The sequence below is a fragment of the Bacillus sp. EA-CB0995 genome (assembly GCF_055814245.1).
In genome coordinates this window covers 4,103,121-4,128,452 of record NZ_CP169269.1, presented here as the reverse complement: position 1 = coordinate 4,128,452, position 25,332 = coordinate 4,103,121, and the positions used below count along the sequence as shown (strand labels likewise).

14 protein-coding genes and 8 pseudogenes are annotated in these 25,332 nt (G+C 36.7%); 16 read left to right on the top strand and 6 right to left on the bottom strand.

Annotated features, from left to right (window positions below; all coding sequences use genetic code 11):
• Positions 1 to 14 precede the first annotated feature (14 nt).
• Positions 15 to 976, top strand: a pseudogene (locus tag ACEWFJ_RS21235) (L-threonine 3-dehydrogenase).
• Positions 977 to 1,903: 927 nt separating this feature from the next.
• Here ACEWFJ_RS21235 and ACEWFJ_RS21230 read toward each other — a convergent pair.
• The 5 genes and pseudogenes from ACEWFJ_RS21230 to ACEWFJ_RS21210 all read right to left on the bottom strand — a co-directional run bounded on the left by ACEWFJ_RS21230 (position 1,904) and on the right by ACEWFJ_RS21210 (position 9,500).
• Positions 1,904 to 3,789 (bottom strand): annotated as a pseudogene (locus ACEWFJ_RS21230) (vWA domain-containing protein).
• A gap of 3 nt (positions 3,790 to 3,792) precedes the next feature.
• Entirely contained in the window at positions 3,793 to 4,686 is an 894-nt protein-coding gene (locus tag ACEWFJ_RS21225) for an ATP-binding protein (protein ID WP_429720935.1), read from the bottom strand.
• A 109-nt stretch (positions 4,687 to 4,795) separates the two neighbouring features.
• A pseudogene (locus ACEWFJ_RS21220) lies at positions 4,796 to 6,320 on the bottom strand (cardiolipin synthase).
• Between the two features lie 510 nt (positions 6,321 to 6,830).
• Positions 6,831 to 7,688 (bottom strand): endonuclease/exonuclease/phosphatase family protein, encoded by an 858-nt coding sequence (locus ACEWFJ_RS21215; protein ID WP_473689823.1) that lies wholly within the window; start codon positions 7,686 to 7,688, stop codon positions 6,831 to 6,833.
• A gap of 387 nt (positions 7,689 to 8,075) precedes the next feature.
• Entirely contained in the window at positions 8,076 to 9,500 is a 1,425-nt protein-coding gene (locus tag ACEWFJ_RS21210; RefSeq protein ID WP_473689822.1) for an amino acid permease, read from the bottom strand.
• 460 nt (positions 9,501 to 9,960) lie between these two features.
• Here ACEWFJ_RS21210 and ACEWFJ_RS21205 point away from each other — a divergent pair, with 460 nt between their 5' ends.
• Positions 9,961 to 10,764, top strand: a complete 804-nt coding sequence (locus tag ACEWFJ_RS21205) for a hypothetical protein (protein WP_473689821.1) — start codon at positions 9,961 to 9,963, stop codon at positions 10,762 to 10,764.
• 68 nt (positions 10,765 to 10,832) lie between these two features.
• On the top strand, positions 10,833 to 11,918 hold the full coding sequence (locus ACEWFJ_RS21200) for a hypothetical protein (RefSeq protein ID WP_473689820.1): 1,086 nt from the start codon (positions 10,833 to 10,835) through the stop codon (positions 11,916 to 11,918).
• 230 nt (positions 11,919 to 12,148) lie between these two features.
• Here the strand turns inward: ACEWFJ_RS21200 and ACEWFJ_RS21195 are convergent.
• A pseudogene (locus tag ACEWFJ_RS21195) lies at positions 12,149 to 13,038 on the bottom strand (SDR family oxidoreductase).
• A 365-nt stretch (positions 13,039 to 13,403) separates the two neighbouring features.
• On the opposite strand from ACEWFJ_RS21195, the gene ACEWFJ_RS21190 reads away from it, so the two are divergent.
• From ACEWFJ_RS21190 to rbsC, 13 genes and pseudogenes are all read left to right on the top strand, one after another.
• A complete protein-coding gene (locus ACEWFJ_RS21190) occupies positions 13,404 to 13,607 on the top strand; it encodes a hypothetical protein (RefSeq protein WP_253628600.1) in 204 nt (67 codons plus the stop codon).
• A 364-nt stretch (positions 13,608 to 13,971) separates the two neighbouring features.
• On the top strand, positions 13,972 to 14,946 hold the full coding sequence (locus tag ACEWFJ_RS21185) for a phosphotransferase enzyme family protein (protein ID WP_473689819.1): 975 nt from the start codon (positions 13,972 to 13,974) through the stop codon (positions 14,944 to 14,946).
• A gap of 427 nt (positions 14,947 to 15,373) precedes the next feature.
• Complete coding sequence (locus tag ACEWFJ_RS21180) at positions 15,374 to 16,102, top strand: amino acid ABC transporter ATP-binding protein (protein WP_473689818.1); 729 nt, start codon at positions 15,374 to 15,376, stop codon at positions 16,100 to 16,102.
• Positions 16,103 to 16,114: 12 nt separating this feature from the next.
• Positions 16,115 to 16,944: pseudogene (locus tag ACEWFJ_RS21175) on the top strand (glutamate ABC transporter substrate-binding protein).
• Between the two features lie 72 nt (positions 16,945 to 17,016).
• Positions 17,017 to 17,673 carry an amino acid ABC transporter permease gene (locus ACEWFJ_RS21170; protein WP_473692635.1) on the top strand — a complete coding sequence of 219 codons (657 nt, stop codon included), beginning with the start codon at positions 17,017 to 17,019 and terminating at the stop codon, positions 17,671 to 17,673.
• Positions 17,674 to 18,318 carry an amino acid ABC transporter permease gene (locus tag ACEWFJ_RS21165; protein WP_473689817.1) on the top strand — a complete coding sequence of 215 codons (645 nt, stop codon included), beginning with the start codon at positions 17,674 to 17,676 and terminating at the stop codon, positions 18,316 to 18,318.
• A gap of 282 nt (positions 18,319 to 18,600) precedes the next feature.
• Positions 18,601 to 20,028, top strand: a complete 1,428-nt coding sequence (locus ACEWFJ_RS21160; RefSeq protein WP_473689816.1) for an amino acid permease — start codon at positions 18,601 to 18,603, stop codon at positions 20,026 to 20,028.
• Positions 20,003 to 20,379, top strand: a pseudogene (locus ACEWFJ_RS21155) (OsmC family protein). Before ACEWFJ_RS21160 ends, ACEWFJ_RS21155 begins: the two are co-directional and overlap by 26 nt.
• A gap of 295 nt (positions 20,380 to 20,674) precedes the next feature.
• Positions 20,675 to 20,983 (top strand): annotated as a pseudogene (locus ACEWFJ_RS21150) (MarR family winged helix-turn-helix transcriptional regulator); the annotation flags it as partial.
• A 168-nt stretch (positions 20,984 to 21,151) separates the two neighbouring features.
• Complete coding sequence (locus tag ACEWFJ_RS21145) at positions 21,152 to 22,792, top strand: MDR family MFS transporter (protein ID WP_473692633.1); 1,641 nt, start codon at positions 21,152 to 21,154, stop codon at positions 22,790 to 22,792.
• A 148-nt stretch (positions 22,793 to 22,940) separates the two neighbouring features.
• Complete coding sequence (locus ACEWFJ_RS21140) at positions 22,941 to 23,912, top strand: LacI family DNA-binding transcriptional regulator (protein WP_473689815.1); 972 nt, start codon at positions 22,941 to 22,943, stop codon at positions 23,910 to 23,912.
• Positions 23,913 to 23,925: 13 nt separating this feature from the next.
• Entirely contained in the window at positions 23,926 to 24,825 is a 900-nt protein-coding gene (rbsK, locus tag ACEWFJ_RS21135) for a ribokinase (protein ID WP_473689813.1), read from the top strand.
• Positions 24,826 to 24,897: 72 nt separating this feature from the next.
• A pseudogene (rbsC, locus tag ACEWFJ_RS21130) lies at positions 24,898 to 25,197 on the top strand (ribose ABC transporter permease); the annotation flags it as partial.
• Between the last annotated feature and the right edge of the window lie 135 nt (positions 25,198 to 25,332).

Below are 25,332 nucleotides of genomic sequence, written 5' to 3'. Positions count from 1 at the left end.
GAGGAGTGGGGAAAATGGAAAAAATTCTAGTAACCGGTTCTTTAGGCCAAATTGGTTCTGAACTTGTAACGAAACTTCGTGATGTATATGGTGCATCAAACGTTATCGCAACAGATATTCGTGAAACAGATAGTGAAGTTGTAAAGTCTGGTCCATTTGAAATACTAGATGTAACAGATGGCCAAAAATTACATGAGATTGCAAAGCGTAATGAAGTTGATACAATCATTCATTTAGCAGCACTGCTTTCAGCAACAGCAGAAAAAATCCATTATTTGCTTGGAATTTAAATATGGGCGGTCTTGTAAATGCGTTAGAAGCAGCTCGTGAATTAAACTGTAAGTTCTTCACACCAAGCTCAATCGGCGCATTTGGTCCGACAACACCGAAAGATAATACACCACAAGACACTATCCAGCGTCCAACTACGATGTATGGAGTAAACAAAGTGGCTGGAGAACTTTTATGTGATTATTACTATCAAAAGTTTGGTGTAGATACGCGCGGCGTACGCTTCCCTGGTTTAATTTCTTACGTTGCTCCTCCTGGAGGAGGAACAACTGACTATGCAGTTGAAATTTATTATGAAGCAATTAAAAAGGGTACGTACACTTCTTACATTGCAGAAGGAACATACATGGATATGATGTATATGCCAGATGCACTGCAAGCGATTATTTCTTTAATGGAAGCAGATTCAAGTAAGCTAAAACATCGCAATGCATTTAACATTACAGCAATGAGCTTCGAGCCAGAACAAATTGCAGCATCTATTCGTAAGCACATCCCAACATTCACGATGGATTACGCAGTTGATCCAGCTCGTCAAAAGATTGCAGATAGCTGGCCAAACTCAATTGATGCAACAGCAGCGAAAGAAGAGTGGGGCTTTAAAGCAGACTATGATTTAGACAAAATGACAGCTGATATGCTTGCGAAATTAAAAAAATTAGAAGCTGAGTTAGTACTTGGCTAATTGAGAAAAGCCGATTCAATAATTGATTGAATCGGCTTTTTTTGTCAGTATGCGCATTTAAGCTGAGCGATATTTGCTGGTGAAGGTTCAGTCTAGGTAAGAAACAAGTCGCCTAGTAGCGATTAAAGGCGTTATCCCGCTATTTGTGGGGGAAGAAAATCCCCGCTCTGATGGGAATTTCACTTTATCTAGACTTCACTTCATGCGTGTCTATATTTTCCGCTTCTGGGTATTGGTATTCCGTTTCTTCGTATTGTTTTTCATATTCGTAGCTAAATGCTTTATGTGTTTTTTGATCCTCATCCCAAGGTGTCGATTTTCCTAACTTTCTGTTAGTCGAAGAACCGTAAGGACCTTCAGGAAACTCTTCGGGAATAACATATTGATGTCTTGCTTCAGCAGCTGTAACATCTGTATATTGCTCATCTTTTTTGGGGACAAATGAAACACCCTTTCAAATATAGTTGATAGTAGACTTCTTCCTTAATATACCCAAAAAGATTATTTCCTTTTATCCCGCTATTTGCGGGCGGTAAGACCCCCACCTCAAGATTCAGAGAGAGGCAAAGAAGGTAGGTGGGGGATAACTGCCCGTAAAAGCCCGATTGGTTCAACTAACCATCAGTGGGGATGAACCTCCCACTGACGGAAGTTTCACTTTATCCCGCACTAACGGGGAGTAAAACTCCAACCTTAAGATCCTGAGAAGTCAAAGAAGAGGTGGGGGATAACTGCCCGTAAAAGCCCGATTGGTTCAACTAACCATCAGTGGGAGATGAAAAGACTCTCCACTGATGGAAGTTTCACTTTATCGGCGCTTTTTCAAATATATCGACGCAAATTAAAATATATCGGCGGTTCGGCACGGAATAAAGATCAGACGACAAAAAACGACTAAAAAACAGGAGCTGCACCCAGCTCCTGTTTCTATTCAATCGTCTTCAGTAATAATTTCTTTAATAACGGCTTAATCTTCAAGCGTAAATCTTCAGCATGGTTCGCCACTAAGAAGTGGTGGTTATAAATATTTTTCATTAACTGATAGGTCGCTTCTTTTGCTTCGCCTTCTTCGATAAAGATTCCGATGACTTCTATGCCGCTTTTACGAGCAAGTTTTACAGCTTCGTGTGTATCTAAAATACCATCTTGTTGATAGTCTAATGCAGACGGTTCGCCATCTGTAAAGACGAGTAGGAATTTATGTTTTTCCGGACGTTTTGCAAGTTTTTCCGACACGATACGAATAATGTATCCATCACGGTTATCTTCTTCTTCACGAAGTTGCATGACTTCCGGACCAATGCTTGGAAGCGTTGAGTTTTGATATGTTACGACTTCATGAATGACGTTTGGTTTGTTTTCGGGTGTAGCGCTAGAAGCATCTTCCCAAAATCCGCTAATGGCGTGTGGAATTTTTAACGATTTTAAAGCCTCATGGAAAAGAACAACGCTTTTTTTCGTTTCTTCCATTTTGTTATACATCGACCCAGAGCAGTCGACTAACAGGTGAAACACAACATCAAGTTCTTGTGATTCTTGTCCTTTTTTATAAAACATACGTGGTTGTTTTTCTGTATAAATACGTAAGAACTTTTTACGAAGTCTTCCGTAGTATTTATCAGCATTTGCGTTTGTTTTATTTTCAATCGTTTTTTCAATGATTTTCTTTAGTTCTTTTACATCTTTATTTACGACAGATTTTATAGCTTGATAGTCTTTCTTTTCATCATGGTTTGGTTTGCGAGCTTCTTTAAAAGTATGTGATGCGCCGGCGTTATACTTACCGTATACACCTTCACTTTGGCTAGAAGCATGAGATGCTCTCGTATCTTCAGTATCCGCTCCGTCGAAATTCGACTGTGTACTTTTTTGTGAAGTACCTTGCACAGAAGCAAGCGCTTGATCGCTATTATCAGATTCTCGGGCGGTATCACCCATCATATTTGTTTTTGTACCGCTCTCTAATTCAAAGCGTAAGAAGTTTTCGTTTTCATTGTTTTTATTTTCACGATGCCATGTTGAAAAGCTTTCGTTTATTTTACTTTTATTATCGTCATCGTCAACAATTTGAACATCATCATTTGCTAGTTCATCTACTCGTTCCTCTATCTTGTCAAAAACGACAGAAGTATTGAGCGGTGCAAGTCCAAAGTAGTTATTAATCATATCATTTTCTAATAGTTCTTCTAACCGATAGCGAATTTTTTCTACAACATACATCGTATCTTCTGTAGTACGTGTTTGGAATGTTTCGTGTAAGATTGCTTCAATGTGCTCAAAGTAGTCGTTGTTAAACATTTCGTATTTATCGCTTGTTAATGTTAAGTAACATAAACAAATGAGCATATCAGCATGATAGTTACGAATACGGTTAATTTCGTATTGTGAGCTGAAATAGCTCCGATACATTTCTTTTCGGCGTGCGAAAATTGGTTTTGTACCAGGACGCTCTCGTTTAACAATTTCTTCAACTCGTAAATCTTCTAATAGAACAAATAATTGCGTTAAAAAATTTTTAAGTGGTGATTGCTGCAATTCTTTTGCATAGTTACGAATAAGCTGCATATCGGAATGATGTTTGTAGCCGAGAGCTTTTAAATATACTTCACTTTTTAAACCAACGACTTTATCGGTTTCGCTTCGATCATCCCAAAAATGACTGATGACAATTTTATTTTCGATTTCATCATAATATGCTTTATATCCATATTCTAAATATGCATATTTTCTTCTTTTAGAAGGGCATACATTAAATTTTCCATTTGCAGGAACAGAGACGCATCGATTTTTTTGTCGCTAAAAATTTGTCTCATGAATTATCCCTCAAAGAAATAACTTTCTGCTAATTCACGCACCGTCATTTGTTCCGTTTCATCGCTTAATTTTGCGATAATGCTTCGTTCAATTGCACGCATCACTGGAATGTACACACTTAAATCACATGCATCAATAATACCGCGAATACTTGCTGCTTCTTCACTTACACGACCATCGCGAGCAAGGGGCATCAGGTCACTTGCGAATGCTACAAACTTTTCGATTGTTGCTGTTTCCTTTAATTTCGATTCCGCTAATAAGAGTTCTTTTAATGTTTCACCTTGAATATAAGGAACTTCGATAATAACAAAGCGATTTTTTAATGCTTCATTTAGTTCGCTCGTTCCAACATAGCCTTCGTTAATCGCGGCAATTACACGATATTCATCACTACCGTACACAACTTCTTGTGTGAAAGGATTTGTAATCATTTTACGATAGTCTAGTGCACCGTGAAGAAGAGGAAGTGTTTCTGGTTTTGCCATGTTAATTTCGTCGATATAAAGGAAGTGACCACTTTTCATTGCTTTCATTAATGGACCATCAACGAAAGTAACTTCAGATGCACCGTCTGTTGTTGTTAATGTGTTGTATCCTAAAATACCTTCTACATCTAAATCAACAGAACAGTTAATGCTATGCATTGGCTTTTGGAATAAATAAGACAGCGTTTCAGCAAGAACGGTTTTCCCGCTTCCAGTAGGCCCTTTTAATAGAACGTTTTTTCCAAGAAGTAATGCAGTAATTGCATCTTCAATAATACTGTTATCAGATGCTTTATACATTTTTGTTCCAATTAAAGTAGCAGCATTGCCAGCTGCATGTTTATTTGTTTCGTGAATATTTACAAGTTGTTGCTTTAATCCTTCATGTATATGAAATTGCTCTAACATTTATTTCCCACCTAACATTATTTTCATAAAGTAAACAATCCTTCTTATGATAACGCGTTTTTATAGGTGAAGCAAAGAAAAAACATCTTCCAATTTGGAAGATGTTCCCTTATAAAAGTGGTGAAATAAGACGCATGAGTGATTCAAGCGTTCTTTTTCGAATGCTTCTCTTTTAAAGGCTTCCCAGCGAAGTTCTGTAGAATCCTTAAAATCTTGTTCGAAATCATGTTTAATATCAAGGACAGTCGGAGAGTCATATAAGATAGCGATTAATTCATAATTCAGTTCAAAGCTACGAATGTCCATATTCGCTGTTCCAATTGTTGCAATTTCATCATCAATTAATACAATTTTTGCATGCATAAATCCATCTTTATAACGATAAATAGAAACACCTGCTTCTAATAATGGCGCAAAGTAAGACTGAGAAGCTTGATCGCTTATGATGCTATCGCTTATGCCAGGATATAAAATACGTACATCAATTCCAGCAATTGCACTTAAACGTAGTAATGTTAATGTTTCTGGATCTGGAATGAAGTATGGCGTCGCAATCCAAATGGAACGTTTTGCTGATGTCATGGCCGCTAATAAGGCATTTCGAATCGTTTTGTCACTTGCACTCGGGCCACTTGCGACAATTTGGACAGCACCGTCTGTATCAACAGTCCACATCGGAAAATACTCTTTATTCATGAAAGGTTCCCAAGAGTAGTTATTTAATCCACTACATGCGTATAACCAATCTTCTAGAAAGATAGCTTGTAGTTTATATAGTGCTTTCCCTTCAAGTTTTAAATGGCTATCTCGCCAAATTGGAAACTTCTTAGAACGGCCAAGATATTCATCTCCAACATTTAATCCGCCTGTAAATCCAATTTTTCCGTCAATAATAATGATTTTACGATGATTACGATAGTTAACGGTTTCTATTAGCCATGGGGAAAGAGCAGGATCAAATTCTACTACTTCAATTCCTGCGTCCTTCATCGGTTGCAAAAAGGTGCTTCGCAACGTATAACTTCCAAGTCCATCAAATAAAAAACGGACAGTTACACCAGCTTTTGCTTTTTCAATTAAAGCATCACGGAGCTTTGTCCCAATTTCATCAGGTCGATAAATGTAATATTGAATATGAATGTGATGTTTTGCCTCTTGAATAGAGGAAAAAATTTCTGTAAATGTTTCCTCTCCGTTTGTTAATAATTTTGTTGCAGTTTCATTAGCAATGGGCCCTCCGCCAAACTTGTGAACGACAGTGGCCAAATGGGCAGAGCGTTCATCTAGAGATGGTGGTATTTCTTGTTTCAATTGTCTTCCTTCTAAAATTTCACGGAACAACTTTCTTTGCTCTTCAGCACGATGTAAATGTTTATTTCGGCGCCATCTGCTGCGGCCAAATAGTACATAAAAGAATACGCCAATAACAGGAAGAACTGCTAATACCCAAAACCAAGCTAACGTACTTTGGGGGAGCGATTTTCAATAAAGATGATGAAAGCAATGCCAATAGCTGTAATAAGAAATAGCGATCCAACAAAGGTATTCAATGTTATGGGAGAATTGTTTAGTACCTTTAGTACAAAGACTGTAATTGCACTAACGAATAATAATTGCAGAACACGATTTTTCATTGGTATGAATGTCACCTTTTTCCGATTAATTATATCCTTATTATAAGATATTTTATATTTACTAAACCAACATGAAATATTATAGCTCACGCCTCTTAAGTTTGTCCTGTGTATATTTTAATTATCGGAACTTTTTATTTTAAAAAGGAGGGAATTTGATGAATGATGTAAGTCGTCCTATTGGTGGAGGTTTCGGTGCAAGAAATCTAGTAAACTTGGACATACTGATACTTTCAGTTTATAAAAGGACGTGTATCAATATGGAAAAACCTGCAGAATTCAAGTGGAGGCATTAATAAGCCAAATTTCAATAAACAACTCCTCAGCTATCTTTAGCTTGATAAGCATACATTCATCGTCCAATAAAAAGAGACGGTCTCATAAAAACACATGAGACCGTTAAAGCCCGATTGGTTCAACTAACCATCAGTGGGAGATGAAGAAAACCCCCACTGATGGAAGTTTCACTTTATTTTTCACATCAGGATCTGCAGCTTAAATTGATAAAAATCAGTCTTTCTTAATGAAGATATCCGATATAATCGGTCTATGATCTGACGCTAAAGTGTCGAGTGTACGGGAAGATTGAATTTTAACGCCAGAAGTTGTTAATATATAGTCGATTTTTCTGTCAGGCTGTTTTGCCGGGAAGGTATAGCTAGTGCCATCACGCTCTTCGTTCCAAGAATCCTGATATGATTTAAGCAAAGGTTGTAACTCTGGGGCTGTCGGTACTGCATTCATATCACCAAATAAGATTTTTTCCCTATGGCTTTCGGACATAATATTTAACATATCGTGAACTTGCATGCTCCGTACATTTGGATCTGTCCGGTAATCCAAGTGAGTAGCGTATACATTCAATTTTATTCCTTTTACATTAATCAGCGTTTCGGCAAATCCAGGAGACAATTCGGGTTTTGGGTTTGGCACTTGTGTAGAAAGTCTAGTTATTTCACGATTTTCAGCTTTAAGAATGGGATATTTACTTAAAATCGCCACACCAAACTGACGGTTAGGCTGTCCTGCTTGTAATGGTGAAAGATTATAAATAGGGGCAAAGAAATAGTACATATTAAGTGATTGCGCAATCTTTGCTATTTCATTGTCAAAATTGCTGCGATCTCCCCAATGTACATCCACTTCCTGTAGACCAATAATATCTGCTCCTGAATCCTTTATAACATTGGTAATAGATTCAATGTCATATTGATTGTAGAAGTTGTTACCATAATGGATGTTGTAACTCATGACACGTAAGTGTACGCCTTTTTCCTTTTGTTCATCGCTGTCTGCGAATGAGAGCGACTGGAAGCATGAAAAAACTAACAAAAATGCAGTAATCATCATACAGACTTTTTTCAACATCATTTTTCCCCCTGAAGTTAGATATTATCTACCATTTCACTGTGAATTTTAAGAGAAAATACAATATTCCGTCTATAGTTTTTTTATAACTTAATAAAACATTTACATTTCATTATTCGGTGGGGGATGAAGAAAACCCCCACTGATGGAAGTTTGAAGGTCCCTTTTGCTGTTGGTTATGGAGCATAGAAACATAAAAAAATGCTCCGATTATGTAAAACTATTTTTTGATAGGAAGATTAAATACATATATGCGCCAGGGCATTTTTGTTGCGTTGGTTTTGAGGTTGCGAAAGTAATCTATGAGAGTGGACTTACGTTAGAGGAGTATTTAGATGAAGTTAAACTCAAAAACACTAGCTCTTTAGGGAGCTAGTGTTTTCGAGTTTAACTAATTTTTGTATCAAGTGTTTCTGTATTCTTTTCAGTAGTATTTTTCATGATAAATGGATAAAGAACTAATCCGATTACGAATAATCCTATTCCTAGTAAGAAAGTTTTTATATCAGCTGTCCCTGTTTTGATAACCCAAATTGAATATATAAGAGCAAGTACTGTAATTACTCCGTCAACTTTGCGAGAGCCTTGCATGATGTCATATGTTTCGCCAGTAATAACGAGTTTTAATTGATACAATGTTGAAACAAGATATGGAATTAAATAAGCAAGCGTAGCGACAACAATTGCAAAGGTATACGCCTCTGATACTGAACCAGAAATAGTAGAGAATAAGAATATTTGTGTCATGATATTTGTTAATAATAATGAGTTCGTTGGGCTTCCTTTTTTATTTGTTTTTCCAAAGAAAGCTGGAAATAACCCGCTTTTTGCTGCTTGATAAGGAACCTCTGCACTTACAACAATCCAGCCGACTGTAGAGCCGAATAGAGAAACAAGTGCTAGGAATGCCATAATATATGCACCTTTATTACCGATAGCCATACTTAATGCGTCAACCAATGGTTTTTGTGATCCTTTTAGCGCCTCTTGTGGAAGAGCACCCATTGTTAACAATGTAATTGATACATAAATAAGAAGCGCAATTACTAATCCGAAAATCGTTGCTTTTTTTACATCGCGCTGTGATTTCGCACGGTTTGAAAGCATAACAGCTGATTCAATACCAATAAACGCCCAAAGTGTTGAGATAGCAGCAGCATTGATTTGTCCGCCTAATGGGATAGACTTTCCAGCTTCATTCATAAACGTTTGCCCATCACCGAAATTCGCTGCATTAAAGATGAATAATGTAATGATAATAAACATCGTAAATCCAATAATTTTTGCAACAGTTGCAAGTAAGTTCATATTACCAGCACGATCAATATTTTGAGAAAGAATATATTGAATGCCCCATAGCATGATACTACATACAGCAAATGTTAAGGCTTTTCCTAGTTCTAATGAGAAACCATTTGTCGTGAACAAAATTTGTTTACTTTGCATAACTGGGAAAAACGTAGATAAATATCCTGCAAATGAAATAATAACAGAAGCTGTTGCCGCCCAGTTTGCCGCCCAGTAACCCCACGCCATGCTATAACCAGCAACTTTACCAGCTTTTGGTGAAGTGAACATTGCTTGCGCATAGCTTTGCGGACCTGCTTTTAAATTTGGTTTTCGCATTGCTAAGTTTCCAAACACGAGTGCAATCATAAATACCCCAAGCCCGGTAATTGCCCATGCAAGGGTGGACCCCATTGGTCCTGATACTTGTGCTAAATTTGCCGGAAGCATAAACACGCCGCCACCAACCATATTTCCAACAACGAATGCTGTTAAAATCCATAAACCCCATTTTTTTGTGTCCATGATCGTCTAACTCCTTTTGATGATAGTTTTTTTTGTTTTATGATTTATTGTACCTAGTGTTTTTTGGAAATAAAAAAGAGCCATGTAGATAAAAAATACCTACATGGCTCTTTGCCTAACGTAGGTACAACGGGAATAACCCTTGTACCTACGCGTGAATTTTTCCGCTAGGTTTCAAGGGTTTACGTATGATGATGATGTTTTTGTGCAAATGTAACTACAGTTGTATTTGTAAGCATAGTTCTTTGCTCCCTTTCTCCTCTGATTTTGAAGTAAGTATACTACATGTTTTTTAGAAAGGGAAGAGAAAAATACAAACTTTTTTATAAAAATTCATCCTGGTGATTAAATATTTATAGCGATGAAAGTATGTTTTTGTATTTATATCTCTTTTTACAGGGAATATTAAGGCTGTTACTGAGCGTTCGTAATATTTTTTGATGAACATGGAGGAAAGTAAATGAAAAATAGGAAGTCGGCTAGATCTCTTGTTTTGGGGATAATATTTGTAGGTGTTGTCCTTTTTAACTTTTCAAAACCAACATACGCTTATATTCCTTCTGAAGATCAAATTGTAAAGAGCAAACCAAATCATTATGGAACTGAGGAAAATCAACCGGCATACGATATTTGGGGACAAACGATTTCGCAAAAAAAGGCGAATGAGTTGTTGAAAACGAATGAAGGCAAAACGTTATTATCACCACAAAACGGAGCAGTGAAAATTGACAAGAATTTATTAAAAGTGGGGAGAGAGTCTTTTTATGAAGAAACATTTGGAAATGAAGTGTTTCTTACAGACATCATGGGTATTTTAAATGGCGCGTTAACTTTAGAAAATATTAAAAAAGCAATTTACGACTTGCATGGAAAAGGGACAACAAATTTACGTGTTGAACTGGCGAAAACTGTGAAAATAGGAGATAAAACGTTTGAAAAAGGAACAAAGGTTGATACTGGTTTAGATGTTGCAAGAGGTTCTAATGAAGTGTTAGGGATGCCTATTATTAAATCTGAAGGAAGAGAGAAGATAGGAGTCAGCTGTGCTGCATGCCATGCAACGGTAACTAGGGATACAAAAAAAGTGATTGAAGGTGCTGCAAATAATGATTTTAATGGCGGTCTCATTTTAGCATTAGGGACAAATTCAGCAGCTTATTTTTCTCGTGCAGAAATTAAGTCATTACAAGACTATATAAAAGATTTAGGGCGAACAGTAGTAACTTCTGATGGAAAAAAGCTCCGCTTCCTGATCCAGAGATGATAGAGGAGACTGTAGATCGTACTTTATTAAAATGGCCAAGAGGAAATTTTGATGCGAGTAGTGATTTGGTGAATAATCCAACACAAATTCCAGATTCTTTTACATTTGGAGATCATCCTTATGGGTGGAATGGATTTGCACAAGCTGGTCCGTTTAAAGGACTAAGTGTAATTAATAGTGCTGTAAATATTCAAGGTTCAGATTTAACGACATTAGCACATGCTAGTCCATTCCTTTTCAAAATCGACAAGGAAGTTTATTTAGGAACAATGTTACAAAATGCAGCGAATCTAAAATATCGATATGATCCTAAAAGTGGAAAGAAACCATCTGAGTTTTTTGCTTCAGTAGACCCTACTCCAGGAGTTCCAGGAGTAAATGAGTTAATTACGCTTCCGACATTTCCAAGACCGTCTTTAATCTCTCCTAATGGTTTATTATCAAGTTCCCCTGGCTATCGGGTTATGGAGCAAAATAATGGAATGTCTGCATTACAAAATACATTTGTTTCTCCTAAGCCCCCATTATCTGTTGATGAAAAGACGATAAAACAAGGGAAGAGTGTGTTTGCACGTGCAGGTTGTATTACTTGTCATGCTGGACAAACCTACACAAATAATCGAATTATCCCAGTTAATGAAATTAAGACCGAGCCATCAAGAGCGAAATCATTTGAAGCAATAGGTAAAAGTTTAGCAGATCCTATCATATATTCACCAGATACACCAGTACCTGTACCGAAAGGAGCGAAACAGTTAAAAGTTCCGGCTTATTCGTTAGATAAAGAGAAAATCGATTTAGCATATATGTTAAATGGTTCACCTGGTGGTTACAAAGTTCCAAGTTTGTTAGGGCTTTATTGGGGAGCGCCGTATTTACATGATGGAGGTGTTGCGGTTGGCCAAAACGTGGAGAGTGAACTAGGTATGACAGGAACGGTATCAAAAGGAATTGAGCCTAATCCATTTAACAGCTTGCGAGCATTAATTGACCAAAACTTGAGAAGAAAAGTAATCGAAGCAAACAAAAATTCAAAAGATTTACAAGACGCACATATTACGGGGGAAGGACATAAATATTGGGTAGATTCTGCTACAGGTTTTTCAAAACAAGAGCAAGATGCGTTAATCAACTATTTACTCACATTAGAATGATTTAGAAGTATGCTGTAGCGAACAAGCAAAGATAAACAATCTATTTTCTATCACTACAAAAAACTCATTGAGCTAAGAAGAACATACGATATTATGTGGGGGAGTATTCATTCCATATGTAACAGGAAATAAAAAAACGTCATTTTGAAAAAAGATTGATCAGAACGGCGTCTTTCTTTCCACTAAAATACAATTTTTTATAATAAAGTTTGAATCGAAGGAATTCACTCTTATCCATTTATAATCACTCCACCGTTTACATGAAGAATTTGTCCTGTCACATATGAGGAGTCGTCCGACGCCAAATAAACATAGGCAGGTGCCAGTTCAAAAGGTTGTGCAGTACGTTTCATTGGTGTAATGCTTCCAAATGTTGCATAAAGTTCCGGCGGAGCGCTTGAAGGGATAAGAGGGGTCCATACAGGCCCTGGAGCAACGCCATTGACCCGGATTCCTTGATTAATGACTGATAATGCTAACGAGCGGGTAAATGCAACGACAGCTCCCTTGGAAGCGGCATAATCAATCGCGGGATCAAGTCCGTTGTATGCGGCGAGTGAAGCCGTATTGATAATAGAGCTTCCATTTTTTAAATAGGGCATGGCTGCTTGTGTTAAATAAAAATATGAAAAAATGTTTGTTTTAAAAGTACGTTCGAGCTGCTCTGCTGAAATGTCGCTGATACTTGCTTGTGTATGTGCTTCTCCCGCATTATTGACCAAGATTTCAAGATGGCCAAATGCTTCCATTGTTTTTTTACGACATAATGACAAAACCCGGCATCTCCAATATCACCTGCGAGTGTCAGGCATTGTCTGCCTAATTGGTTCACTCTGTCTTTTGTTTCGGATGCATCCCCATGCTCATTTAAATAAACAATTACAATATCCGCCCCTTCTTTTGCGAAAGCAATGGAGACAGCCCGGCCAATCCCGCTGTCTCCCCCAGTAATGATGGCGACTTTGTTCAATAGTTTGTTGCTTCCAGAATAATTAGGATTTTCGGAGATAGGTCTTGGAATCATCAAAGATTCAATACCCGGCTGCTGAGGTTGGTACTGCGGGGGAAATTCGATTGGAATTGTGTCGCACTTTTCTACAAACCCAAAATGCTCAAACATAATAAGCCAGCCCCCTTCGGTTATATGTGATTTAGCATATTCTTAAAAAGATTATAGGTGCATGCCCTGTGTCTTGGATTTCAATTTTTTTGACCCAATCCCTGTCTGTGTAAACACGAAGTTGGACATCATTAGGCACTTCCGTTGTGGACAGCAGCTTCCCGCAGTTGTAGAGCATCTTTACCAATGAAGTAACTCTCTCCGATTACCCGACAACTTGCATTAACCTACCACTTTAGCTCAATAAGAAAACCGAAATTATTTTATTCATTTGATATTTTCATGATAAATATTATTTAGAAATTACTGTAAATAAAAGGGTGATGTGATAATCTTATAAAGAGGTTTTTTTAAGGAGTGGGAGCTTGCCGTATGTCGTACATATTTTAAGTGTTTTTATGATTTTTGTAGGAGGAATCAGTTTATATCGCTCTCTTAAATATAAAGGGTATGGAGCGTATTTTAAAGTAAAAAAATTGAAAATTCCATTATGGATTATTACGTTAGGGGTTTCACTATTTGTTATGAGCATGGGTATTTATGCGCTAATATTAGAGGGAACATGGTAGTAATATAAAGATGGAATATACGATTGTATAAGCTTTAATCTAAGTTATAATAAAGTGAAACTTCCATCAGTTGGGGGACTTCATTCCTCAACTATCTTTTTTTGCTTCTCCCTGAATCTTGAGGTGGGGTGGCTTACTGTCTGTTAATACGGGATAAATTTGTTAACTTAATATAGTCATATGTTCTCTATTAATAGGGTTGAAAAGGAGTAGAATATTCTACTCCTTTTATTTTTACAATTGTTCATGTATTGGTGTATAACATACATTTGAGCGAGGATTGCGAACACTTTGTTACATTTCATAGCAGTGATTTTAAGATTCATAACGAATTAGTAGAGAGGATCGAAAAAGGAGGGGTTATATGGAGTTAGCAGTTGAACAAGTATTTACAAAAGAAATTTTACAAGAAGGGGCAAAACGCTTCGGTGTAACTGTTACGGAAGAACCATTAGGAGACTTTGAAAATTATATCTTTCGTGCAGAGGGAAAAGGAAGTACACCATATGTTTTGCGTTTGACACATTCATCTCATCGTACATATAAGCAAATTGAGGCCGAATTAGATTTTCTAGCATATCTCGGGAAAAACGGTGCAAAGGTAGCTGCGCCGCATCGCTCAAAAAATGCTCTATTTGTCGAAAGTCTACAAGCAACTGATGGAACTTCTTTTTATGTTTCTCTTTTTGATTATGCAAAAGGAGAAAGGGTGAAAGATAACGATCCTGATATTTGGAATGATACGCTCTTTTATGCATGGGGGAAAGCAATTGGTCAGTTACATAGGCTTACAATGCATTATCCAAAAACAGAGAATCGTGTTACGTGGATGGATGATGAAATTACAATTATTGATATGTTAAAGGAAGATCATGAGCTGCAGCAAATCGCTTATGAAATTATAGAAGAAATTAAGAATTTACCTTCTACAAATTGTACATTTGGATTAATTCATGGAGATATTCATCATGGAAATTTCCACTATGAAAATGAAGAGCTAACAATTTTTGATTTTGATGATGCAACGTATAATTATTTTATACATGACCTTGCAATGGTTTTGTATTATTCTGTCTTACAAAAAGATTGGCCGGAAGAGAAGAAGACGATTTTTGCACGTCATCAGTTGCAAGTATTACGAGAAGGATATGAGACAGAGCACCAGCTTGATGATTCCTCATATGATGCTTTGCTGCTTTTCATGCGTCTTCGAGATGTTGCTTTATATGGAACAATCATGAAAAAGTTTAACGGTAAGAAAATGCCAGAGCATTTTCAAACATTAACAAGTGCTATTCATCAGAGAATTCTTGCAAGAAAAGCAATTATTGAATGTTAAGAAAAAAGCTGACCTAAAGCACTCTTTAGTGGAGTCATGGTCAGTTTTTTTTAGGCTAGTTTGAGTATAGAGATTATATTAGATAATTGCTGTTCTGTTTTTTACTAAATAAATATATTCTGTGTTTTTATGCAAAAATGTGTTTATTTTCTCGAAATAATATTGAATTGCATAAGGTGTATATTTTATACCTTTTGTATATCCTGAAAATTCCAATTTAAATGAAGGAGGGTTTGTGGAAACTTTTGTGAACTGGTATTGATAGAAAAGATAAACAAGAAGAGGTTTCATAAAAGAAGTGAAAGAAGCAAAGAGAGCAATCTCTTTGCTTCTTTTTCATGTTTAAAAGATTACTAGTTATTTTTTTAGGTGTTTTCGAATATAAAAAACTGTATAGGCTTTTTTGAGTTGTAAAGGAGGGAGTAGATTGATTGTCTTTCGCGATGTCAATAAATATTACGGCAGCTTTCAGGTTTTAAAAAATATTAATTTGCAAATTGAAAAAGGGGAAGTCGTCGTGGTCGTTGGTCCATCGGGATCAGGAAAAAGCACGTTGCTGCGCTGCATGAATCAACTAGAGATGATTACGAATGGTGAATTGTTTGTGAATGGTGTAAACGTGCATGAGATAAAGAAAGATATAAATCAACTAAGACGAAGCATCGGCATGGTATTTCAACATTTTTATTTATATCCCCATAAAACGGTGCTTCAAAATATTACACTTGCCCCGATAAAAGTACTCAAAAAGCCGAAAGAAGAAGCAGAAAAAATTGCTATGTTTTACTTAGAAAAAGTGGGGATTACTGATAAAGTAAATGCCTATCCGCATCAACTATCAGGCGGACAGCAACAGCGCGTTGCCATTGCAAGGGGGCTAGCAATGAGGCCGGAGATCATGCTGTTTGATGAACCAACTTCTGCACTTGATCCCGAAATGATTGGCGAGGTACTCGACGTTATGAAAACATTAGCAAAAGAAGGAATGACGATGGTTGTTGTTACACATGAGATGGGGTTTGCTCGTGAGGTAGCTGATCGTATTTTATTTATGGACAAGGGTCAAATTGTGGAAGAAGCAGCACCTGTTGATTTCTTTGCAAATCCAAAGCAAGAACGAGCACGATTATTTTTAAGTCGCGTGCTTAATCATTAAGGGAGGAATTCGATGATTAAAATGAAAAAGTGGTTTACACTTATCGCTTTTGCGTGTTTATTTACATTGATTGTAGCTGGGTGCGGAAATAAGAAAGAGGAAACGAAAGAAACTGTAAAAAATGAGAAAGAAACTGTTATTGATCAAATTAAAGAACGTGGAAAATTAGTTGTTGGTGTGAAGTATGATACAAATCTATTTGGATTAAAGAATCCGTCAACGGGCAAGGTAGAAGGATTTGATATTGATGTTGCGAAAGCACTTGCTAAAAAAATTCTAGGCGATGAGAATAAGTTAGAATTAAAAGAAGTTACTTCTAAAACGCGCATCCCGATGTTGAAAAACGGTGATATTGACGCAATTATTGCGACAATGACAATTACCGAGGAACGCAAAAAGAAGTTGATTTCTCAGATGTGTATTTTAAAGCAGGACAATCTTTACTTGTGAAAAAGGGAAGTAAAATTAAGGATATAGCTGACGTGAAAAAAGGTGTAAAAGTGTTAGCTGTAAAAGGCTCTACTTCTACGAACAATATTCGTGCAAAAGCACCGGAAGCGACTGTGCTTGAATTTGAAAACTATAGCGAAGCATTTACGGCATTGAAGGCAGGGCAAGGCGATGTTTTAACAACAGATAATGCCATTTTATATGGTATGGAAAAGCAAGATGCAAACTATGAAGTTGTTGGAAAAATCTTCACCGACGAACCATATGGTATTGCAGTGAGAAAAGGAGAAACAGAGCTTACGAAAGTAATTAATGAGCTATTAAAAGAGATGAAAGCAAATGGAGAGTACGATAAGTTGTATGAAAAGTGGATTGGGAAAAAGCCTGAGTAAAACTACAAAATATATGATAACAAGAGGATGAGAAATAATCATCCTCTTGTTATAAAGAAAGAGGGAGAGTTTGTGCCCGATTTTTCTATTCTCTCAAATAATCTAGATTTGTATTTAGAGGGATTCAAATATACATTGATGTCTAGTATTGTTGCATTAATTGGTAGTTTTATTCTTGGTATCATAATCGCAGTGATGCGAATTGCGCCAATTCGGGTTCTAAATTGGATGGGTACAGTATATGTAGAGTTTATTCGGAATATCCCGTTAGTTCTAATTGCATTTGCTTTTTATTTTGCTTTTCCGGTAATTGGCGTTACAGTAAGTGGCTTTGTTGCTGGTACAACTGCACTTACTATATATACAGCGGCTTTTATTACAGAGGCAATTCGTGCAGGAATTTTATCAGTTCCGAAAGGGCAGATGGAAGCAGCACGTTCTTCTGGCTTAACGTACGTGCAAGCGATGTATTATATCATTTTGCCGCAAGCAGTAAAAATTGTGATTCCGCCGCTAGGTAATCAATTCCTAAATTTAGTGAAAAACTCTTCTATACTAGGTATTATCGCTGGGGCGGATTTAATGTACCAAGGTGATTTAATCTCTACAAGAACATTTGTCACATTTGATGTATATATATTTGTTGGTATGTTTTATTTACTTTTAACTGTTCCGCTTAGCATGGGTGTTCGATACTTGGAGAAACACTTGGCGAAAGGAGCTGTGTAAATGGATTTTCGGGGTGCCTATACAGGAGATCATGTTATTTTTTTACTAAAAGGACTACTTATTACGTTAGAAGTCGCTCTTATAGCAATCTTCCTTAGTTTTATAATTGGTAGTGTAATCGGTACGTTACGATATGCGAAAATACCGGTTGTATCAGCAATACTTGCCTGTATTGTTGAAATCATTCGTAATTTACCGCTGTTATTAATTATTTTCTTTACATATTTTGCGCTCCCAGAAGCTGGCTTGAAATTAGAGATTACAACAGCAGCCATTGTGGCTTTGACGATATTTGAAGCAGCGATGATATCAGAAATTGTTCGCAGTGGTTTATTATCAATTGAGAAGGGACAAATTGAAGCAGCGCGCGCTTCTGGACTATCGTATGTACAAACGCTTCAGCATATTATTTTACCGCAAGCACTGCGACGTATGGTGCCGCCGATTGTCAGTCAATTTATATCCCTTTTAAAAGATACATCGTTGGCGGTCGTAATTTCATTGCCAGAATTAATGCATAATGCTCAAATTATTAATGGTCAAAATGTAAACTATATGATTCCAACTTTTATTCTCGCCGCATGTATGTATTTCATTGTAAATTATAGCTTGTCTCTTTTTTCAAGACGCTTAGAGAGCAGATAAAGTGAAACTTCCATCAGTAGGGGGCTTCATCCCCCACTGATGGTTAGTTGAACCAATCGGGCATTTACGGGCAGTTATCCCCACCTATCTTCTTCGCTTTTCTCTCAATCTTGAGGTGGGGGTTATTGCCCGTTAATGCGGGATAACTCTTGCATATTATTTTATGCAAGAGTTATTTTTTTAGAAAAGTTTTAATTTTATATAGAAATTGTAAACGCTTTATTGTATATTTTATATTATCAGAAATTTTAAAATACAGAGGGCGTTTAGGGGAGGAAGAAGATGAATCAAACAACGAATGAGCAATTACATCGTACAATGAAAAGTAGACATTTATTTATGATCGCACTCGGAGGAGTAATCGGAACAGGTTTCTTTCTCGGATCAGGATATACAATTAATCAAGCAGGACCAGGAGGAGCAATTCTTTCTTATTTAGTCGGTGGGTTTATTATGTATTTAACGATGCTTTGCCTTGGTGAACTAACAGTTGCAATGCCTGTTTCTGGATCGTTTCAAAAGTATGCAACGAAATTTATCGGACCTGGAACAGGATTTATGATTGGCTGGCTGTATTGGTTAGGCTGGGCTGTAACTGTTGGTTTAGAGTTAACGTCAATTGGTTTAATGATGAAAAGATGGTTTCCTGATGTAAATACTTGGGTATGGTGCCTCGTGTTTGGCAGTCTTTTATTCATTACAAATGCAGTATCAGCAAAAAGCTATGCAGAATTAGAATTTTGGTTTTCAAGTATTAAAGTAGTTACCATTATTGGATTTATTCTTCTTGGTGGAAGTGCATTGCTCGGGTTTTTACCATACGACGGAAAAGAAGCGGCGCCGCTTTTTTCTAACTTTGTACAAGATGGTGGATTATTTCCAAATGGACTTGGAGCTGTGTTACTAACAATGATTACTGTAAACTTCTCTTTCCAAGGAACAGAGTTAATTGGGATTGCAGCAGGTGAAAGTAAGGAACCGGAAAAAACTATTCCGCGTGCAATTCGTAATACAGTATGGCGCATTATGTTATTCTTCATTTTAACAATGACGATTTTAGTAGGACTGATTCCTTGGAAAGAAGCGGGAGTTATTGAAAGCCCGTTTGTTGTTGTATTTGATAAAATCGGTATTCCATATGCAGCGGATATTATGAACTTTGTTATTATTACTGCTCTATTATCTGTAGCAAACTCTGGGTTATATGCAGCAACACGTATTTTATGGTCGCTATCAAATGAAGGTATGGCACCAACTTCCTTTAAGAAGTTAAATAAAAGAGGTGTTCCTATTACTGCATTAGTTGTGACGATAGCTGTTGCAGCACTATCTTTATTAACAAGTGTATTCGCAGAAAGTACAGTATACATGTATTTACTATCTATTGCAGGTTTATCAGCAGTAGCGAGTTGGATTATTATCGCATTTTCACAAATTCGATTTAGACAACAATATTTGAAGAATGGTGGCAAGTTGGAAGAATTAAAATATAAGACACCATTATATCCGATTGTTCCAATTGCAGCGCTTATTTTAAATAGCATTGTTGTGATTAGTTTAGCTTTTATCCCAGAACAGCGCATGGCATTATATTGCGGCATCCCATTTATCATTTTTTGCTACGTGTATTATTATATAAATAAGAAACGAAAGCAAACGGTGCAAGTAGAAATGGGGAACGCATATGAAACTAACAGTCAAGCGCAATGAAATAACAACTGATCTCCCATATGGTGAATTGCAAATTGGAAAAGAAAATGGGTATACACCATTAGAACTTCTTATTGCTTCGATTGCAGGATGCAGTTCGATTGTGTTTCGAACGATTTTAGAAAAAAACGTATTACGTATAATGAGTTTACAATTGAAGCTGAAATTGTAAGAAGTGAAGTTTTGTCAAAACCAGTGGAGAGTATTCATTTGCACTATAAAATAAAGGCGGAGGGAATCGCGCAAGAGCAGTTAGAAAAGGCGTTAGAGCTTGCTGTGAAGAATTGTACGATTGTTCAATCCGTGAAGGATAGTATCCAAGTTATTGAAACAATTGAATTGATTTTATAAAAAAGCGAAAACTACCATTGCTATGTTTGTGTAAATAGTAATGGTAGTTTTTGTTTTTGTAAAATTATCCCTCATAGTTTTATACTCTAATTTTTCTTGATTTTTGTTATGAGTTTGGTTATAGAATTGTGGGCGTTTTCATTCCGCTATTTGCGGCAAGTAAGCTCCTCTCGCCTGAAGATTCTAAGAAAACAAAGAACATAGGTGGAAGATAAAAATGTTTGACATTATTAATTGCACAGTTTAATATTTAAAGATGTTAAATATTTTAGGGGTTAAATAAGAGGTGGAACATATGCAAAATGATATGACTCATATTGATAAAATTCAGGCTCTTACATTTTCTATTGGAAAGAAAATGCAAACGGAGTTATTAGAGCAATTGCAATCATCTGGACTAACACCACCGCAATTTTATATTTTAAAAATCTTAAATCATTATGGTACAGCAAGAGCGACAGAATTAGCGAAGAAAATGTATGTGAAGCCAAGTGCAATCACAGTGATGATCGATCGTTTAATCGATCACGAATTGGTTTTACGCTATCATGATAAAAATGATCGCCGCGTTGTCATAATTGAGTTAACGGCGAAGGGGAAAGATGTATTAGAAGAGGCAATGACTGCTCGGAATCAACATATTGCAAAATACTTTTCACAATTAGAAGTACAAGAGAGAGAAGACTTACTTCGTTTGTTTGAAAAACTAGAAGCAATTATTTGTCAAACATCAGAGAAGAAAGAGAAAAATAAAGAGAGTCGAGGAGATTATATGGAACAACAAGAAAATCAAAATAGAACATTGTTGTTAATTGGTTTAGTTATCGCAATGTTATTTGCTGCATTAGACGGAACAATCGTCGGTACAGCAATGCCGCGTATTGTCGGTGAACTTGGCGGATTAAGTTTAATGACGTGGTTAACAACAGCATATATGTTATCATCAACAACGGTTGTACCAATTGCTGGTAAGCTGGCAGATTTGTTAGGTCGCCGCAATGTATATTTGACAGGATTAATTATCTTCATGGTTGGTTCTGCGCTTTGTGGTATGGCAAATGGTATGACAGAATTAATTATTTTCCGTGGTATTCAAGGGCTAGGCGGCGGTATTATGATGCCAATGGCCATGATTATCATTGGGGATATGTTTACAGGGAAAGAACGTGCGAAATGGCAAGGGATTTTTGGAGCACTTTATGGTCTTGCTTCTGTCATTGGTCCACAAATTGGTGGTTGGATTGTTGATTCAATGAGCTGGAGATGGGTGTTCTACATTAACTTACCAGTTGGGATTATAGCGACAATCTTTATCGCAATGGGCTTAAAAGGACAGAAACAAACTGGCCCAATTCAAATTGACATCGCGGGTATTTTCACTATGATTCTCGGTGTTGTGAGCTTATTATTAGCATTAACATTTGGCGGGAAAGACTACGCTTGGGGTTCTTGGCAAATTATTGGGTTATTTGCGCTTGCAGTTATTGGTCTCATAAGCTTTGTCATTGTCGAAACAAAAGCGAAAGAACCGATTTTACCTATCCATTTCTTTAAAAATCGTACATTTACACTATTAAATACAATTGGTTTCTTTATGAGTGTTGGAATGTTTGGAGCCATTACGTTTGTACCATTCTTTATGCAAGGAATTGTAGGTGTAAGTGCTGCTGAATCGGGAACAATTATGACACCAATGATGATCACGATGATCATTACAAGTATTATTGGTGGTCAGCTTGTATTAAAGGTGGGAGTAAAGCCACAAATTATCACTGGAATGCTCATTATGGCCGGTGGATTCGGGCTTTTAACTACAATGGATATGCATACAAGTAAGCTCGTCGCATCGTCATATATGATGGTTATTGGTTTAGGAATGGGTCTTGTAATGCCAACCTTAACATTAGCATTACAAGAAAGCTTCCCGAAAAAAGATCTTGGAGTTGTGACTTCATCGAGTCAATTTTTCCGTCAAATCGGTGGTACATTTGGGATTACTATTTTAGGTTCTATTATGAATAACACATCCGGTACAGTATTAACAGATAAGTTAGTACCTGTGCTAAATACGTTCCCACCACAAGCAGGGGAAATAGCGGCGAAGTTTAAAGACATGATTCACACAAATCCACAAGGGCTATATTCAATGTTATTTAGTCCAGAATCATTGAAGCAAATGCCAGAAGCAATCGCAAATAGCATTGTACCTGTCTTGAAGACATCATTATTAGATTCTCTTCATCATGTATTTATGACTGGATTAGTATTTATTGTAGTCGGTGCCGTATTTACACTTTTCTTGAAGAAAATTAAGCTTTCTGGTCGTAAAAAGGGAACAGAAGAACAAAATAGTGAAACAGAAGAACAAAAGAATGAAACAGAAGAGAAAGATGCAAGTGTATCTTATTCATAATAAGGAAGAGCATCGCCTATAATGGCGATGCTCTTTGTATTTTTACATAGATTTAATCGCGTCTTTTTACTTATAAACAATTGACGGATTTTACTGAATAAGTTATATTATTTGTGTAAACGGTTACATATGATAGAGAGGGAAAAGAATGAGTACGATAAAAGACGTCGCCAAATTAGCAGAGGTATCCGTTGCTACTGTTTCTAGAGTATTGAATAAGAATGGATATGTGCATGAAGATACGCTCAAAAAAGTAAAGCGGGCAATTGAGTTATTAGATTATAAGCCAAGTACGGTGGCACGTTCTCTATCTAATAAGAGTTCTCGTCTAATCGGATTAGTTGTCCCAAACATCGTAAATCCATTCTTTCCAGAGGTAGCCCGGGCAGTAGAAGACGTAGCTCATAAACAAGGATATACGGTTGTGCTATGTAATTCTGATGAAAGTTTAGAAAAAGAAAAACAATACATTGATGTGCTTATACAAAATAATGTCGATGGCTTTATTGTCGCAACAAGTCCGCAAAATAGTAGTAATTACATGAATCTACAAGTGCCGGTTATAGCGATTGACCGCGTGTTTCATGAACGTATTCCAACAGTATATGCCGATAACTATGCTGGAAGTAAACAAGCGACAGAGCTTTTATTAGCAAAAGGATGTCAAGCGATTGCGCATATTCGTGGACCGCGAAATCTCAGTACTGCAAATGAGCGTTTTCAAGGATTTATCGATGCTGTCACGAAACAAAATGTTTCTTACGTTATTGCAGAAAGTGAATTTCATCCTATGAAAAGTGAATGTGTTGCTTCTGAACTGCTGGAGAAGCATCCGTATATTGATGGTATTGTAGCAGGAAATGATTTGATTGCACTAGGTACAGTAAAGGCAGCATTGCAAAAGGGAATATCTATTCCAAATGAATTACAAATTATCGGATTTGATGGAATTTCTTTAGCTGAAATGATGTATCCAGCTATTACAACCGTCGCACAGCCTATTTATGAGATGGGTAAAATTGCAACGCAGTTATTAATTGAGAAAATAGAAGGGCGTCAATTAAAGGAAGAGCATCATCGTTTAGCAATTACAATTATAGAGCGAAATACAACGAAGTAAGGAGAGAAAAAGATTGGCGAATATTGCGGTAATCGGCAGTATTTCCGTGGATTTAGTTGCCATTTCAAAAAAACGCCCCAAAGCTGGGGAAACAGTAATTGGGGAAGCATTTCATACTGTTCCAGGTGGAAAGGGTGCAAACCAAGCTGTAGCTGCAGCACGTTTAGGCGCAAATGTTGCGATGGTTGGAGCGATTGGAAATGATAATTACGGAAAGTTTGTTCGAAAAAATTTAGAGAATGAATGTATTTTTATTGATTGTGTGGAAGCGATTACAAATGAAACAACAGGAATTGCCCATATTGTATTGGCTGAAGAAGATAATAGTATCATTGTTGTACAAGGTGCAAATCGTCTTGTAAGTGAGCAACTTGTAAATCATGCAAAAGATCTTCTTACGAAAGCGGATATGGTTGTTTTGCAGTTAGAAATCCCACTCGAAACAGTAAAGTATGTACTAAAAATTTGTGAAGAACATCAAGTTCCAGTAATTTTAAATCCAGCTCCAGCACAAGTACTACCAGAGGAAGTGCTGCAAAAGGCAACGTACATTACGCCAAATGAACATGAATGCCGAATTGTTCTAGATGACTTCACGTCACCAATCGAATCATTACTTGCAAAATATCCTAATAAACTGTTAATGACAGAAGGGAAAAACGGTGTTCGATTCCATAATGGAACAGAAATTGTTCATGTACCAAGTATTTCTGTAGAAGTTGTCGATACGACAGGAGCTGGAGATACATTTAACGGTGCATTAGCAGTTGCGATTGCTGAAGGAGAAGAACTGCAAAAAGCAATTCATTTTGCAAACATTGCAGCAGGGCTTTCTGTAACAAAATTAGGAGCTCAAGGTGGAATGCCATCACGAGATAAAGTACGAGAAGTGCAGATGATTATTGGATGGTGAAGTTTTAATTAGCGTATATTGAACTGTCGAATACAGTTAAAATTATGACTTTTAGCGTAATTTTAACTTTGAGGTATTGACTTATCAGTAGGTTCTATTTTAGCATTATTACGTACACTTATTGCTGGTATGAATTCATTCTTTGCAATAGGAGTGGATTTGCTTGCTGTTCGTATAATGGGAATAATAAACGGTGTCATTATTGAGAAAGGGAAAATAGCAACTTTTATCAACAATGATGTTTTTAGGGGCTTTACACTTGTTTATATGGACAGACGTCTGATCACCGATCTTGGTTATTGCTTTGATATTCCTGTATGTGATATAACGAAGATAACTGCTGTTGCTATACAGTACTTGATTTTAAAGAAAATCAACGTATTGGTTGGCATGAAGAAGCAGAGGTGATAGCAGATACTGGCGTTAAATGAATAGTAGTTGATGTACAAAATGATGCAGAAAATGTCATTCAAAAAAGCGTATATGTAACCGGTATCATCTTAACAG